Genomic DNA, 14,154 nt, shown 5'->3' with positions numbered 1-14,154 from the left:
CCACTATCAACCGCAATGCCAAAGCCTTTCTGTTTGCCATCGTGGGCGCGGAATACGTGCTGAACATGCTGCCACGCGGCACCCACGAGTATGCCAAGTTGGTCAAACCCAGCGAACTGGCCGGCTACTGCCGTGCGTCGGGACTCTCGCTGCAACAGACCCGCGGCATGGAGTACAACCCATTGACGCGCCACTACTGGCTCAGCGCCGACACCAGCGTCAATTACCTGCTGGCCACCCGGAAAAGCTGAAATCCCGGTTGTCCCCCTCAAAATTCACTATCCCGACATGTTCAAAGACATCGCTGCCGTGCTGTTCGACCTGGACGGCACCCTGATAGATAGCGCGCCCGACTTGGGCGCCGCGGCCGACAAGATGCGCACCGACAGGGGGCTCGAGTCGCTACCCCTGGCGCTTTACCGACCCATGGCGGGCGCGGGTGCGCGCGGCATGATTGGCGTGGCCTTCGGCCTGACGCCGGACGATGCCCGTTTTGCCGATCTCAGGGAAGAGTTCTTCCGCAATTACGAATCCCGCATGACCGAGCACACCACGGTATTTGACGGCGTGGCCGAATTGATCGCCGACATCGACCGGGCTGGCTTCCACTGGGGCGTGGTGACCAACAAATCAGCCCGTTTTACCGTCCCGCTGACCAAGGCGATGCCGCTCTTCAACACCGCCCGGACCATCGTCAGCGGCGACACTACCCCGCATGCCAAGCCGCATCCGGCGCCCTTGCTGGAGGCGGCCCGCCAGCTGGAGGTCGCCCCCGAACGCTGTATTTACGTCGGTGACGACGAGCGCGATATCGTGGCCGGCCGGGCTGCCGGCATGCCCACAGTGGCAGCCGCTTACGGTTACCTGGGTAAAACTGCTGACACCGGAGGCTGGAAAGCCGACGCGACCATCGCCGTGCCCGGCGCGCTCTTGAATTTGCTGCGAATGGCGTAAACTAGGCCTCCTGGGGCTGCATTGGTTTCGACGTGGGTTCGGACGCGGTGTGGTGCATGTCGAGCTGAGTGCGCTCGTAAAACAGATTCAAACAAACTAACTGCAAACGACGAACGTTTCGCACTCGCTGCTTAATTGCCAGTGAGCTTTACAACAGCAGGCCGATGGGCTGGGCAAGGGGTGTTTAACGCAAGTTAAACGCTCCCGGCTGTAAAGATAATTTCATCGGCTGGCTCCGGGCTGGGTACCTTAACCCGGGGCGAGAAAATAGGGTGCTGGCGTCCTGTGTAGCGTGCGACTGCGCGACACAGGTGGCGAGACTCAAATCAGACCGCTAAACATGTAGATCTGCCCGAACAAGGCTTGCGGACGGGGGTTCAAATCCCCCCAGCTCCACCACTTCACCAAAGCCCGACCTTTAACCGTCGGGCTTTTTTTATGGGCGCCCGATGGCGCTCGCCGACCGCTTTGTACTCGCGACGACAATACGCCCATGGCAAGCATGCAACTTCAGGAAATTCTCTTCTCCCAGGGCTTTGGCACGCGGCGCGTCTGCGCGGGGTTGGTCCAACAGGGCCATGTGATCGTGGCCGGCGCGCCCTGCGACGACCCGGCCGCCGAATTCGAGGCCATCGAAGGCCTGCGCTTCACGGTGCAAGGCACGGCATGGGAATACCATGAAAAAGCCTATCTGATGCTGCACAAGCCCGCGGGCTATGAGTGCTCGCAAAAGCCCAGCACCTACCCGAGCATCTACACGCTGCTGCCGGCGCCGATACGCCAGCGCGGCGGCGGGGCGGCAGCCGGCGTGCAGGCGGTCGGCCGGCTGGACCAGGATACGACGGGGCTCTTATTGCTGTCGGACGACGGCAAGTTCATCCACCGCATGAGTTCACCCAAGCACCACGTGCCCAAGGTGTATGAAGTGCGGGCCAAACACCCGGTGGACGACAGGCAGGTGGCCAAACTGCTGGCCGGCGTGGTGCTGGACGACGACCCCAAGCCGGTGCGGGCCGCGGCCTGCGAGAAGACTGGCGAGAACCAGTTGAGCCTGACGCTGACAGAGGGCAAATACCACCAGGTCAAGCGCATGATCGCCGCCGTGGGCAACCGGGTGGAAGAGGTCGGCGGCCTGCACCGTTCGCGCATAGGTTCCCTGGATCTGCCGGCCGGCCTGAAAGCCGGTGAGTGGCGCTGGTTGACGGCGCAAGACTTGGCCCGCATCGCGGCCTGAGCGCCGCGCGCATCCGCCGGCGCCTCCTTATCGCAATTCGGCCGGGCGGGTGTTGGACTGTATGAGAAACGAGTCGTGCCAGTGGCCGGGCATGCTGCTGCTGTGCTCCTGGTCCATGTGGGTGCGTATCTGCCGCTGTTGCGCCAGGGTTTTTTTCAGGCTGATGCGGGCGACTTCGAGGACTGCTTCTTCCCGTTTGAGATGCCGGGCTTTGGTGGCCGCTTCACCGAAGAATTCATTGCGAAGTTCGTCCGGGTTCGGCAGCATGGACGGGTTGAGCACGGCGTAGGAAATGCCGCATTGCGCCAGCAAGTTGCGCTTCAGGCTCCTGGCTTTGTGGGAAAGGCCGAAGGACTTGGGGACGTCCACGCAGCCGACCACGTGGCCGTCGCCGGCGCAGACCGAAAAGGTGCAGGTGGTGTTCTGGAGCATTTCATACCAGTACAGGCTGTTCTCGCTGGCATTGGGCCTGGTGAAACGGGTTACCGGCATCTTCACCAGGACATGGTGATCGTCAAAAGTACCGATCATCCAGTGCCAGGTTCGCAGTTCCTCGCTGTTCATCAAAACCCGCGCGTGCAGAGGCCAGTGTTTGGGAATGCGGCGTTTTCCGCGGTTTACCCAGCGTGCCCACAAGCTGTACCATTCGGCGAGATGCGGCATGTGAAGCTGCCCTGCCGGCGACCATTCTGAGTTTCTGTACACGACGAACTCCTGGTTTGTTACGGGTAATTACAATATGCGCCGATTTACGTACTTTGACTTGAGATGTGTCGTGAAATTGGCGTTGTATTACTGATTTAGTGTGAATTTTTAGACGAAATTCGCGTCTCGGTGCATTTGCTTACAAGGAGGAGAGGAAAACATGGACAAGCGTAAATTTATGGGGATAGCGGCCTTTGGCGCTGTCGCCTTGCCCGAACTGGCGCAGGCCCAACTGGCCCCCAAGGCGCAAAAAGGCCCGACCGTGCTGACCGTCAGCGGCCTCATAGGCGCCGGCAACCGCGCTGCACTCGATCCGGCGCTGGACCAGATGATGGCCAAGCAGAAGATCRAATTCGACAAGGCCCAGGCCTTTGACTTCGCCGCCCTGGCCGCGCTGCCGGCCGTCACCATCAAGCCCACGCTCGAATACGACAGCAAGCCGCATACGCTCAAAGGCCCGCTGCTGGCCGACGTCCTGAAGGCCAGCGGCGTGAAGGTCAACGACAAGAGCACGGTGTTCCTGCGCGCGGTGGACGGCTATGCGGCCCAGGTGACGGCTGCCGAAATCGCCAAATACCGCTTTATCGTCGCCACCCACATGGACGGCCAGCCTTTGTCGCTGGGCGGCTTGGGCCCGCTATGGGCCGTCTATGACGCGGACCGCTTCCCTGAGATGGCGGCCAAGCCCTTGCCCGCGCGTTTTGCCTGGTGTCCCTGGGCGACTTACCACATTGAGGTCAAGGAGGCCTGAAGCTCAATGACGCTCAAGCCATCGGCTTGAGGAAGTCAGCGACCGCTTCCACGGTCTCGGCGGGCTGGTCGCGCTGCAGCGAATGCCCGCAGGCCGCCAGCCGCAGTTGCCGGGCGTGGGGCGCGACCTGAGCGATTTCGTCGAGCTGCCGCAGGGTGCCGTACTCGTCGTCCAGGCCCTGGACCAGCAGCAGCGGCGCCGTGATGCGGCCGCATTCCTCGCGAATGTCGAATCGGCGAAAAGCCTCGGACAGCCAGACGTCGTTCCATTGCCAGAAAGCCACGTCCACCTCGGCGTGGTAGCGTGCCAGCCGCTCGCGCAGCGCCCCCGATTCAAAGGCCGCCTTGGCTTCAGTGATCGCTTGCACTGCAATGTCTTCCACCAGCACATGCGGCGCCATTGCGATGCAGGCCGACACGGGATGCCGGCTGGCGTGGAGCAGGGCGATGGTGGCCCCATCGGAATGGCCCAGCAGCACCGGCCGATGGATGTTCAAGGCTTGCAGCAGGGCGGGCAGCACTTCCCAGGCCTCGCGGTGCATATAGTCCGGCGGCAGCCGCCCGTTGCCGCGCACGTCGGGTATGGATGCGGACCGGCCGTAACCGCGCCGCGAGTAGACGATGCCGGCCCGGCCTGTCGCCGCGCACACGGCTTGCGGCCAGTCCAGCCCTCGCTGCGTCCACAAGGCGACCGAGCCCAGGCCTTCGTGCAGGAAAACAATCGGGGCGAGGCCGGCCTGCCCGGCAATTCGCCTGACTTCCAGGCGCACCCCGTTGATCTCCACCATCTCCGTCAAATTCATCACCGCATCGTAAGGGATGTAAACGGATAGGGCGTCCGGCGCATTAGGTCTCCTGCAGGCTGCTATTTGCCGGCTTGAGTGGTTTTGCGGCAACTTCGCGCCGCTACACTAGCTGGTTGCACCTAGAAAGACCGTTTTTGTGAATGTTTCCGCCCGTTTTGCAGCCGCCTGGCTGTGTGCCTTTGCCGCCCTGACAAGTTTACCGGCCCTTGCCCAGACTGCGGCGGCTCCGGCCGCTTCCGGGATCACCACGCCCGTCTTTGTGCTCAACTCGCTGGACGACACCGTCAGCGTGATCAACCCGGCCACCTGGACCGAGACCCGGCGCATCGCCACCGGCAAGCAGCCGCACCATCTTTACCTCACGCCCGACGAAAAGTCGGTGATCGTGGCCAATGCCCTGTCGGACTCGCTGACCTTCATAGACCCGAAAACCGCCGAGGTGCAGCGCACGATACGCGGCATCCTGGATCCTTACCAGCTGCGCTTTTCGCCGGACATGAAATGGTTCGTCACGGCCGCCAATCGCCTGAACCACATCGACATCTACAAATGGGACGGCAAGGACATCACGCTGGCCAAACGCGTGGCTACCGGCAAGACCCCCAGCCATCTGTGGATAGACAGCAAAAGCACCACGATCTATTCCACGATGCAGGACAGCGACGAGCTGATCGCCATCGACCTGGGCAGCCAGTCCATCAAATGGCGCACCAAGACCGGCTCCATCCCGGCCGATGTCTACGGCACGGCCGACGACAAATTCATGCTGGTGGGCCTGACGGGCGGCGACGCGGTCGAGGTCTATGACGTGAGCGGGGCGCAGCCCCAGCGCACCAAGGTCATCAAGACCGGCGCCGGCGCCCATGCGTTTCGCGCCTTCGGCGACAAGCGCCACGTGCTGGTCAGCAACCGCGTGGCCAACACCATCAGCCGTATAGACCTGCAAACCCTCGAGGTGGTCGACCAGTTTCCCGCACCGGGCGGCCCCGACTGCATCGACGTGAGCCGCGACGGCAAGCAGATCCTGGTGACATCGCGCTGGGCGCGCAAGCTCACCGTGATCGACGTGGCGACCCGCAAGGTGGTGCGCCAGGTTAACGTTGGAAAGAGCCCGCATGGCGTCTGGACCCTTGATCATTCGCCAAGGTAGGCAAGCCCCGGCAACTGCGCTGCTTGCCGTTTTTGTGGCGGTTACCTGCCTGCAGCCTGCCTCGGCTGCGGCGCCCTGCAAACCCGTCTACCTGACGCTGGACACCGGCCACATGGCCGTTGCGCCGCTGATGGCTGAGGTGCTGAACAAGCACCAGGTCAAGGTCACGTTTTTCGCCGCCAACGAGCGCACGCAGACCGGCGACGGCAGCCTGGGCGCGGAGTGGGCGCCCTGGTGGAAGGCACGCGCGGCTGAGGGCCACGAATTCGCTTCACACACCTGGGACCACGTCTACTGGCGCGGCGACATGCCCGCTGTGCCGGGGGCACAGGCGCAGTTCAGGATGCGCCCCTCGGCGGGGCCGCTGGAGGGCAAGGACTTCACCTGGACGGCCGCGCAGTATTGCGAAGAAATCAGCAAATCCAGCAAGCGCCTGGAAGCCATTACCGGCAAAAAAACGCTGCCACTTTTCAGGGCGCCGGGCGGCAAGACCTCGCCCGCGCTGCTGGCCGCCGCCAAGGCCTGCGGCTATGAACATGTGGGCTGGTCGCCCGCGGGCTTCCTGGGCGACGAACTGGCTAGCGAGAAGTATCCCAACGACTTCCTGTTGAAGAAGGCGCTGCGCGATGTGCGATCCGGTGACATCCTGCTGGCGCACCTGGGCATCTGGTCGCGCAAGGATCCGTGGGCACCCAAGGTGCTGGAGCCGCTGGTCACCGGCCTGCAAGCGCGCGGTTTTTGCTTCAAGACACTGCGCGAGCATCCCCAGTACAAGGACTGGATTGACGCGCAGTCCGGCCCGGCCCCCGCCAGGCCCGCAAAATAAGCGCCATGGACTGGTTCAGTGATTATTTTTCGGCGGCGCAGCAATGGCTGTTCGAGGCGGCCGTGCAGCCGGCGATGTTCACACTGGGCATGGGCAACCTGCTGGAAGACGGCTATGACGCCACCGCCTGGTTCCTGGTGGGCGTGATCCAGGTCGTGATCCTTCTGGCCCTGATCGGCCCGCTGCAGCGCTGGCGGCCGGTGGAGCCGGTCACCGACCGCGCCACCATACGCACCGACGTGCTGTACACCTTGATCCACCGGCTGGGCCTGTTTCGCATTGCGCTGTTCTTCACACTGGACCCGTGGTTCGACGAAGCCTTCGGCGCGCTGCGCACGGCCGGCTACGGCACCTTCCATCTCGACCAGCTCTGGCCCGGCGTGAGCGACCACGCGGTGGTCAGCCTGCTGATCTACCTGGTGGTGTTCGACTTCGTGGCTTACTGGACGCATCGTGGCCAGCACCAGCTCGAGTGGTGGTGGCGCCTGCATTCGCTGCACCATGCGCAGCGGCAGATGACCATGTGGAGCGACAACCGCAACCACCTGATCGACGACGTCCTGGTCGACTCCATCGTCGTGCTGGTGGCCCAGCTCATAGGCGTTCCGCCCGGCCAGTTCGTCGCCATCGTGGCCTTCACCCAGCTCAGCGAAAGCTTCCAGCATGCCAATGTGCGCATCTGGTTCGGCCGCATCGGCGAGCGCCTGTGGGTGAGCCCGCGCTTTCACCGGCTGCACCACAGCATCGGTATTGGGCATGAGACGGTGAAGGCTGAACGGACTGTCTTGGGTGGACACAATTTCGGTGTGTTGCTGCCCTGGTGGGATGTGCTGTTCGGCACGGCCAATTTTGAGCAGCGTTATGACCCCACCGGCGTTCGCGACCAGGTGGAAGCCAAACGGGACTACGGCAGGGGCTTCTGGTCGCAGCAGTGGATTGGCTTGAAGCGCCTCCTCGGCAAAGCTTGAACGGTGCAATCCGGCGGCCATCGAGTCGGGGTATCCTGTCGGCCATGAGCAAACTTCTTGACGCCTTCTGGCGTGCCGTGATGTATTGCCTGCACCCGCGGGTCATCGTGCTATCGATCCTGCCGTTGGTGATCATGGGCGTGGTTTCTCTGACCTTGGCCCACTTCTTCTGGGACAGTGCTGCCGAAGCCGTCCGCGTGCAACTCGGGAGTTTCGAGCTGGTCGATATCATGATTCGCTGGCTGGAGGGACTGGGCTTGAGTCAACTGCAAACCGTACTGCCCAAGGTGCTGTTGTTGTTGTTGATTATTCCCGTCATCATCATTGTTTCGCTGCTCTTTGTGGCACTGCTCATGACGCCTGCCATGGTGGCCCTGGTGGCTGAACGGCGCTTTCCTCAAATGGAGCGCAAACGGGGAGGTTCCCTGTTCACCAGCCTGTTTTGGTCGCTGGGCTCGACCTTGCTGGCCCTGCTGGCGCTGGTCATTTCGATTCCGCTTTGGTTGATTCCGCCGCTGATCCTGGTGCTGCCGCCGCTGATCTGGGGCTGGCTGACTTACCGCGTGATGTCTTATGACGCGATGGTGGACCACGCCAGCAGTGAAGAGCGGCGGCAGATTTTCAAGGAGCACCGCATGCCCTTGCTTGCCATAGGCGTGCTCAGCGGCTACCTCGGCGCGGCGCCTAGCGTGCTCTGGGCTTCAGGTGCGATGTTTGTGGCCATGGCGCCCATCCTTGTGCCGGTGGCGATCTGGATCTACACCCTGGTGTTTGCGTTTTCCTCACTCTGGTTCGCCCACTACACCCTGGCTGCGCTGGAGCAGCTTCGCAAGAAAAACAACGCGCTCGCCCCGGACCCACTCGCGCAGGCCGCGATCACGTCCATGGCGGCGGAACTGGCCCCCGAGGCCCTGCCGGGACCGGCGCCCAGCTTTGGCTCCATGGGCGGCAAGCCCGATTTACACCTGCCTTGAATCCCCTGAACATGACTCCTCACTTCGGCCTCATCATCGTCGGCGACGAAATCCTCTCGGGCAAACGCGCCGACAAGCACCTGCCCAAAACCATTGAACTGCTGGGCGCGCGCGGCCTGCAGCTGGCGTATGCCGACTATGTGGGCGACGACCCGGCGCGCATCACCGCCACGCTGGCGCGCGCCTTCGCGGCGGCGCGCGACAACGGCGACGTGGTGTTTTCCTGCGGCGGTATAGGCGCCACGCCTGACGACCACACCCGGCAGTGCGCGGCAAAGGCGCTGGGGGTTGAACTGGCCTTGCACCCCGCGGCCAAAACCCTGATCCTCGAACGCATGGCGGACGTGGCCAAGGAGCAGGGCACACCCTATGAGCCCGACCGCGACGACAACATCCACCGCCTCAACATGGGGGTGTTTCCGGTGGGCGCGGAGATCATTCCGAATCCGTACAACAAGATCCCCGGCTTTACCTGCCGGGTGGGGCAGGGCGCGGTTCACTTCGTTCCCGGCTTCCCCGTCATGGCCTGGCCCATGATCGAATGGGCGCTCGACACGCACTATGCCCACCTGCACCAAAAGTCGCCCTACACCGAAAAATCGGTGATCATTTTTGGGTCCATGGAAGCCATGCTGACCCCGCTGATGCTCGCCATTGAAGCGGCGCATGCCGGCGTCAAGGTCTTCAGCCTGCCCAGCGTGGACCACCCGGAATATGGCCGCCATATTGAGTTGGGCGTCAAAGGCGCGCCTGAGGCGGTCAACCTGGCTTACCCCGCCATGCTCGCCGGCCTGCACAAGTTTGACCTCAAATTCGGCCCCGAGTTGGTGCGTTGATTTTTCGCACTTAAAAGGTGCATTTGGAGTGGCGCACTTAAATGGTGCAGCCGTTACCGCAAGGTGTTTTTTCTCTTTTCAGCCTCGACAAGGCTGGAAGTGAGGCCAGATAACGGCACAATCCGAGGCTTGGCAGGAAACCGTAGAGCCAACGGCTTTGGCACAAAAAGTGCATTCAACAGGCCCGAAGATAATTTTCAACCACCCATCCAGCACAGGAGATTTTGATGGCAAAGACCGTCGCAGACGTCATGAAAATGGTCAAGGAAAACGAAGTCAAGTTCGTTGACTTCCGTTTCACCGACACCCGGGGCAAAGAGCAGCACGTGACCGTGCCCGTGTCCCACTTTGACGAAGACAAATTCACGTCGGGCCACGCCTTCGACGGTTCTTCGGTTGCCGGCTGGAAAGGCATTGAAGCCTCCGACATGCAGCTGATGCCTGACCCCAAAACGGCCAACATCGATCCTTTCTTTGAAGAAACGACGCTGTTCATGAGCTGCGACGTGCTTGAGCCCGCCGACGGCAAGGCCTATGACCGCGACCCGCGCTCCATCGCGCAGCGCGCCGAAGCCTACCTCAAGGCTTCCGGCCTGGGCGACACCGCTTACTTCGGCCCTGAACCCGAATTCTTCATTTTTGACGACGTGCGCTGGAACACCGACATGTCGGGCACCTTCTTCAAGATCGAAGAGTACGAAGCGCCCTGGAATTCGGGCGCCAAGCTCGAAGGCGGCAACCGCGGCCACCGCCCGACCGTCAAGGGCGGCTACTTCCCCGTGCCTCCCGTCGACAGCACGCAAGACATGCGCGCCGAGATGTCCCTGATCCTCGAATCGCTGGGCGTTCCGGTCGAAGTGTTCCACCACGAAGTGGCCGGCGCCGGCCAGAACGAAATCGGCACCCGCTTCAGCACCCTGGTGCAGCGCGCCGACTGGACGCAGATCCTGAAGTATGTGGTGCAGAACGTGGCCAATGCCTACGGCAAGACCGCCACCTTCATGCCCAAGCCCATCGTCGGCGACAACGGCTCCGGCATGCACGTTCACCAGTCCATCTGGAAAGACGGCAAAAACCTGTTCGCCGGCGACGGCTACGCAGGCCTGTCCGACTTCGCGCTGTACTACATCGGCGGCATCATCAAGCACGCACGTGCCTTGAACGCCATCACCAACCCCGGCACCAACAGCTACAAGCGCCTGGTTCCCGGCTACGAAGCACCGGTCAAGCTGGCTTACTCGGCCAAGAACCGCTCGGCCTCGATCCGCATTCCTTACGYCGCCAACCCCAAGGGCCGCCGCATCGAAGCGCGCTTCCCCGATCCGCTGATGAACCCGTACCTGGGTTTCTCGGCCCTGATGATGGCCGGCCTGGACGGTGTGGAAAACAAGATCCACCCCGGCGAAGCCGCCACCAAGGACCTGTACCATCTGCCGCCCGAGGAAGATGCAAAAGTGCCAACCGTCTGCCACAGCCTGGACCAGGCGCTGGACGCGCTCGACGTGGGCCGCAGCTTCCTGACCAAGGGCGGTGTGTTCACCGACAGCATGCTCGACGCCTACATTGAACTGAAGATGGGTGAAGTGACCCGCCTGCGCCAGGCGACCCACCCCATCGAATTTGACATGTACTACTCCCTGTAAACAGGAGGGCTCGCGCCCAGCCGCTTACTGTGGTTTTTCACAGTTTGTGGCCAAAAAAGGACGGCAAATGCCGTCCTTTTTTATTGTCCCGGCAGGTTGTGGGTGTGCTGGCTTTGTATTWTTGTTCCTTTGCCGCATACTGATAGACCGTCCTAGCCCTTACCGGCATCGGGAGTTCCCTATGAAAAACACCTTATTGCTTTCTGCCTTGTCCCTGCTGCTGGCCGGCGCGGGGAATGCCGCGTGGGCGCAGCAGGTTTTCCGCTGTGCCGGCGTCGGCGGCTCCACGCCTGAATACATCAACAACGCCAAAGAAGCGCAGACCCGCAGCTGCAAGCTGGTTTCGGGCGGCAACGTCACGGTGGTGCAGAGCACGCCGGTGAGCAGCACGCCCAAGTCCGCGGTTCGCGTGGCGACTGCGGCCGGTCCGCGTACCGACGGCAGCCCTGAGCAGCGAGCCCGCGACAGCGATTCACGCGCCATCCTGGAAGCCGAGCTGAAAAAAGCCGAGGCCAAGCTGGCCGAGCAGCAAAAAGAATACAACAACGGCGAGCCCGAGAAGCAGGGCATCGAAGGCCGCAATTACCAGCGCTACCTGGACCGCGTGGCCGAACTCAAGGACGGCATCGCCCGCAACCAGAGCGACATCGCCGGCCTCAAACGCGAAATATCCCGGCTTCCTTCGGGCGCTCCCACCCTCAATTAAGCGCGCAGCGCCGGCTTCTGGGTGAAAATGGATGGCTTGAACAAGCCCTCCATCCGCACCACATCGCCCTCCGCCCTGATTTCGGGGCTTCCTCGCTTTCAGGCCTTCGACCTGCTGGCCACGCTGGTCGCCGTCGTCCGCACCGACGGCACCGTGGTGTTCGCCAATGCCGCGCTGGAAGACGCGCTGGGCACCTCCCGGCGGACCATTGAAGGGTCCCAGCTTCCCGACTGTTTCACCGAACCCCTGATCCTGCAAAACGCGCTCGAAGGCGCGGGCAGCAACGAGTTCGCCGCCCTGCGTTACGACGCCTGGCTCCGGCGGCTGAACCATGAGCCCTTGCCGGTCCACGTGGTGGTGGCTCAGACCGACACCCCGGGTGAGGCCATCGTGGAACTGCTTCCGCTCGAGCAGCAGGCCAAGCAGGAGCGGGAAGAGCGCCTGATCGACCAGGCGCAGGCCAACAAGGAATTGATCCGCAACCTGGCCCATGAAATCAAAAACCCGCTGGGCGGGATCCGCGGCGCGGCCCAGCTGCTGCAGATGGAAATCGGCAAGGACCTGACCGAATACACCCAGGTCATCATCCACGAGGCCGACCGGCTACAGACGCTGGTGGACCGCCTGCTGGCTCCGCACCGCCGCCCGCACCTGGTGGGCGACGTGAATATCCACGAGGTTTGCGAGCGCGYACGCTCATTGATCCTGGCGGAGTTTCCCAAGGGGCTGAAGGTCACGCGGGATTACGACATCTCGATTCCCGACTTCCGCGGCGACCGCGAGCAGCTGATCCAGGCGGTGCTGAACATTGCCCACAACGCGGCCCAGGCCCTGGCCGAGCGCATCGCGGCGGGCAATGCGCAGATCACTTTCAAGACCAGAATCGCCAGGCAGGTAACTTTTGGCAAGCAGCGCTATCGCTTGGCACTGGAATTGCATGTTATCGACAATGGACCGGGTGTGCCGGACTCCATCAAAGACCGCATCTTCTATCCCCTGGTCTCGGGGCGCGAGGGCGGTTCGGGGCTGGGGCTGACATTGGCGCAAACCTTTGTGCAGCAACACCACGGTTTGATCGAGTGCGACAGTGTGCCGGGCCGTACAGATTTCAAGCTGCTCATACCGCTTCCTTGAAATGTGTCTCCTTCATGATTGATACATAACGCGATCGGCGCGGAGGGCTTACAGAGGGCCCCGCGCTGAAAGCACGACAAAAGGGACTGCATACATGAAACCGATCTGGATCGTTGATGATGACCAGTCCATCCGGTTTGTTCTGGAAAAGGCCCTGCTCCGCGAGGACCTTCCTACGCGCAGTTTCACCAACCCCCGCGAAGTGCTTGCCGCGCTGGAGAACGCGACCGAAGAAGACGGCCCGCAGATACTGGTGAGCGACATCCGCATGCCCGGCGGCTCCGGCCTGGACCTGCTGGAAAAGGTCAAGGAAAAGCTGCCCGGCCTGCCGGTCATCATCATGACCGCATTTTCCGACCTGGACAGCGCGGTCTCCGCCTTCCAGGGCGGGGCTTTCGAATACCTGCCCAAGCCTTTTGACCTGCCCAAGGCGGTCGAGCTGATTCGCCGCGCGGTGGAAGAAAGCCAGCGCGAAGAAGTGGCCGAGGAACGCATGGCCTCCGCGCCCGAAATGCTGGGCCAGGCGCCGGCCATGCAGGACGTGTTCCGCGCCATCGGGCGCCTGAGCCAGAGCATGGTGACGGTGATGATCACCGGTGAATCGGGTTCCGGCAAGGAGCTGGTGGCGCGCGCGCTGCACAAACATTCACCGCGCGCCAACGGGCCGTTCGTCGCCATCAACACCGCAGCCATCCCCAAGGACCTGCTCGAGAGCGAACTCTTCGGCCATGAGCGCGGCGCCTTCACCGGCGCGCAGACCATGCGGCGCGGCCGCTTCGAGCAGGCCGAGGGCGGCACGCTGTTCCTCGACGARATCGGCGACATGCCCTTCGACCTGCAGACCCGCCTGCTGCGCGTGCTCAGCGACGGCCACTTCTACCGCGTCGGCGGGCACAACGCCGTCAAGGCCAATGTGCGTGTCATCGCCGCCACCCACCAGGACCTGGAGCAACGCGTCAAGGAAGGCGGTTTCCGCGAGGACTTGTTCCACCGCCTCAACGTGATCCGCCTGCGCCTGCCCGCGCTGCGTGAGCGGCGTGAAGATGTCTTCATGCTGACGCGGCACTTCCTGCAGCAAAGCGCCAAGCAGCTTGGTGTCGAGCCCAAGCGGATTTCCGACACCGCCCTGCAGCAGCTGAGCAACTTCAGTTTTCCCGGTAACGTGCGCCAGCTCGAAAATATCTGCCACTGGCTTACGGTAATGGCGCCGGCCCAGGTGATAGAACCCAAAGATCTTCCGCCCGAAGTGCTGGGAATGATCCCGGAGTCCGGCAAAATCCAGGTTCCGGCTGAAAGGGCCGAAGCCCCGCGTATGGAATGGGCCGCGGCCACCGACAAACCGCCGGCCGCCCACGCGTCCGAAGCGGCTTTGCCCGTGCCGGCAGGCGGGGTGGAGCAAAGCTGGGAAACCGGCCTTGAAGCCGAAGCCCTGGCCTTGCTGGCAACCGGGCGCAGCGATGTGTGGGAC

The 14,154-nt window shown here is 62.7% G+C and carries 14 protein-coding genes, 1 other RNA gene and 1 pseudogene; 14 read left to right on the top strand and 2 right to left on the bottom strand.

From position 1 onward, the window contains the following. The 4 genes and pseudogenes from AC1D0P_RS11670 to AC1D0P_RS11655 all read left to right on the top strand — a co-directional run. A pseudogene (locus AC1D0P_RS11670) lies at window positions 1-251 on the top strand (bifunctional 2-polyprenyl-6-hydroxyphenol methylase/3-demethylubiquinol 3-O-methyltransferase UbiG); the annotation flags it as partial. Window positions 252-288: 37 nt separating this feature from the next. Continuing rightward, window positions 289-954 (top strand): phosphoglycolate phosphatase, encoded by a 666-nt coding sequence (gph, locus tag AC1D0P_RS11665; protein WP_477676888.1) that lies wholly within the window; start codon window positions 289-291, stop codon window positions 952-954. Window positions 955-966: 12 nt separating this feature from the next. Continuing rightward, window positions 967-1,353: a transfer-messenger RNA gene (gene ssrA / locus AC1D0P_RS11660) on the top strand. A gap of 103 nt (window positions 1,354-1,456) precedes the next feature. Continuing rightward, a complete protein-coding gene (locus AC1D0P_RS11655; protein WP_477676889.1) occupies window positions 1,457-2,188 on the top strand; it encodes a pseudouridine synthase in 732 nt (243 codons plus the stop codon). A gap of 27 nt (window positions 2,189-2,215) precedes the next feature. On the opposite strand, the gene AC1D0P_RS11650 is transcribed toward AC1D0P_RS11655, so the two are convergent. Beyond that, window positions 2,216-2,893, bottom strand: coding sequence for a hypothetical protein (locus AC1D0P_RS11650; protein ID WP_477676887.1), 678 nt, complete (start codon window positions 2,891-2,893; stop codon window positions 2,216-2,218). A 160-nt stretch (window positions 2,894-3,053) separates the two neighbouring features. Here AC1D0P_RS11650 and AC1D0P_RS11645 point away from each other — a divergent pair, with 160 nt between their 5' ends. Beyond that, window positions 3,054-3,644: a putative pterin-binding protein gene (locus AC1D0P_RS11645; protein WP_477676886.1), complete on the top strand. Its 591-nt coding sequence runs from the start codon at window positions 3,054-3,056 to the stop codon at window positions 3,642-3,644. A 13-nt stretch (window positions 3,645-3,657) separates the two neighbouring features. Here the strand turns inward: AC1D0P_RS11645 and AC1D0P_RS11640 are convergent, their stop codons facing one another. Then, window positions 3,658-4,446, bottom strand: coding sequence for an alpha/beta fold hydrolase (locus AC1D0P_RS11640; RefSeq protein WP_477676885.1), 789 nt, complete (start codon window positions 4,444-4,446; stop codon window positions 3,658-3,660). A 139-nt stretch (window positions 4,447-4,585) separates the two neighbouring features. Here AC1D0P_RS11640 and AC1D0P_RS11635 point away from each other — a divergent pair, with 139 nt between their 5' ends. The 9 genes from AC1D0P_RS11635 to ntrC all read left to right on the top strand — a co-directional run. Further along, window positions 4,586-5,599 (top strand): YVTN family beta-propeller repeat protein, encoded by a 1,014-nt coding sequence (locus AC1D0P_RS11635; RefSeq protein ID WP_477676884.1) that lies wholly within the window; start codon window positions 4,586-4,588, stop codon window positions 5,597-5,599. Continuing rightward, a complete protein-coding gene (locus AC1D0P_RS11630; protein ID WP_477676883.1) occupies window positions 5,565-6,425 on the top strand; it encodes a polysaccharide deacetylase family protein in 861 nt (286 codons plus the stop codon). The genes AC1D0P_RS11635 and AC1D0P_RS11630 overlap by 35 nt, the downstream gene beginning before the upstream one ends. A gap of 5 nt (window positions 6,426-6,430) precedes the next feature. Beyond that, window positions 6,431-7,393 carry a sterol desaturase family protein gene (locus tag AC1D0P_RS11625; protein ID WP_477676882.1) on the top strand — a complete coding sequence of 321 codons (963 nt, stop codon included), beginning with the start codon at window positions 6,431-6,433 and terminating at the stop codon, window positions 7,391-7,393. 44 nt (window positions 7,394-7,437) lie between these two features. Then, entirely contained in the window at window positions 7,438-8,367 is a 930-nt protein-coding gene (locus AC1D0P_RS11620) for an EI24 domain-containing protein (protein ID WP_477676881.1), read from the top strand. A gap of 11 nt (window positions 8,368-8,378) precedes the next feature. Then, window positions 8,379-9,203 carry a competence/damage-inducible protein A gene (locus AC1D0P_RS11615; RefSeq protein ID WP_477676880.1) on the top strand — a complete coding sequence of 275 codons (825 nt, stop codon included), beginning with the start codon at window positions 8,379-8,381 and terminating at the stop codon, window positions 9,201-9,203. A gap of 227 nt (window positions 9,204-9,430) precedes the next feature. Next, window positions 9,431-10,846 (top strand): type I glutamate--ammonia ligase, encoded by a 1,416-nt coding sequence (glnA, locus tag AC1D0P_RS11610; protein ID WP_477676879.1) that lies wholly within the window; start codon window positions 9,431-9,433, stop codon window positions 10,844-10,846. A 181-nt stretch (window positions 10,847-11,027) separates the two neighbouring features. Then, entirely contained in the window at window positions 11,028-11,552 is a 525-nt protein-coding gene (locus tag AC1D0P_RS11605) for a hypothetical protein (RefSeq protein WP_477676878.1), read from the top strand. Window positions 11,553-11,579: 27 nt separating this feature from the next. Next, a complete protein-coding gene (glnL, locus tag AC1D0P_RS11600) occupies window positions 11,580-12,686 on the top strand; it encodes a nitrogen regulation protein NR(II) (protein ID WP_477676877.1) in 1,107 nt (368 codons plus the stop codon). A gap of 94 nt (window positions 12,687-12,780) precedes the next feature. Then, window positions 12,781-14,154, top strand: a 1,374-nt coding sequence (gene ntrC, locus AC1D0P_RS11595) for a nitrogen regulation protein NR(I) (protein ID WP_477676876.1), incomplete at its 3' end; no start/stop codon positions are given.

It is taken from the genome of Polaromonas sp. P1_G2, from assembly GCF_056405515.1.
This window is presented reverse-complemented; position numbering and strand designations above follow the sequence as displayed.

What these genes read in the sequence shown, in the direction of transcription:
- AC1D0P_RS11630 (WP_477676883.1), top strand. Translation starts at nt 5,565, where the DNA reads ATGGCGTCTGGACCCTTGATCATTCGCCAAGGTAGGCAAGCCCCGGCA.
- AC1D0P_RS11605 (WP_477676878.1), top strand. Translation starts at nt 11,028, where the DNA reads ATGAAAAACACCTTATTGCTTTCTGCCTTGTCCCTGCTGCTGGCCGGC.
- AC1D0P_RS11640 (WP_477676885.1), bottom strand. Translation starts at nt 4,446, where the DNA reads ATGAATTTGACGGAGATGGTGGAGATCAACGGGGTGCGCCTGGAAGTC.
- AC1D0P_RS11620 (WP_477676881.1), top strand. Translation starts at nt 7,438, where the DNA reads ATGAGCAAACTTCTTGACGCCTTCTGGCGTGCCGTGATGTATTGCCTG.
- gph (WP_477676888.1), top strand. Translation starts at nt 289, where the DNA reads ATGTTCAAAGACATCGCTGCCGTGCTGTTCGACCTGGACGGCACCCTG.
- AC1D0P_RS11655 (WP_477676889.1), top strand. Translation starts at nt 1,457, where the DNA reads ATGCAACTTCAGGAAATTCTCTTCTCCCAGGGCTTTGGCACGCGGCGC.
- AC1D0P_RS11615 (WP_477676880.1), top strand. Translation starts at nt 8,379, where the DNA reads ATGACTCCTCACTTCGGCCTCATCATCGTCGGCGACGAAATCCTCTCG.
- AC1D0P_RS11625 (WP_477676882.1), top strand. Translation starts at nt 6,431, where the DNA reads ATGGACTGGTTCAGTGATTATTTTTCGGCGGCGCAGCAATGGCTGTTC.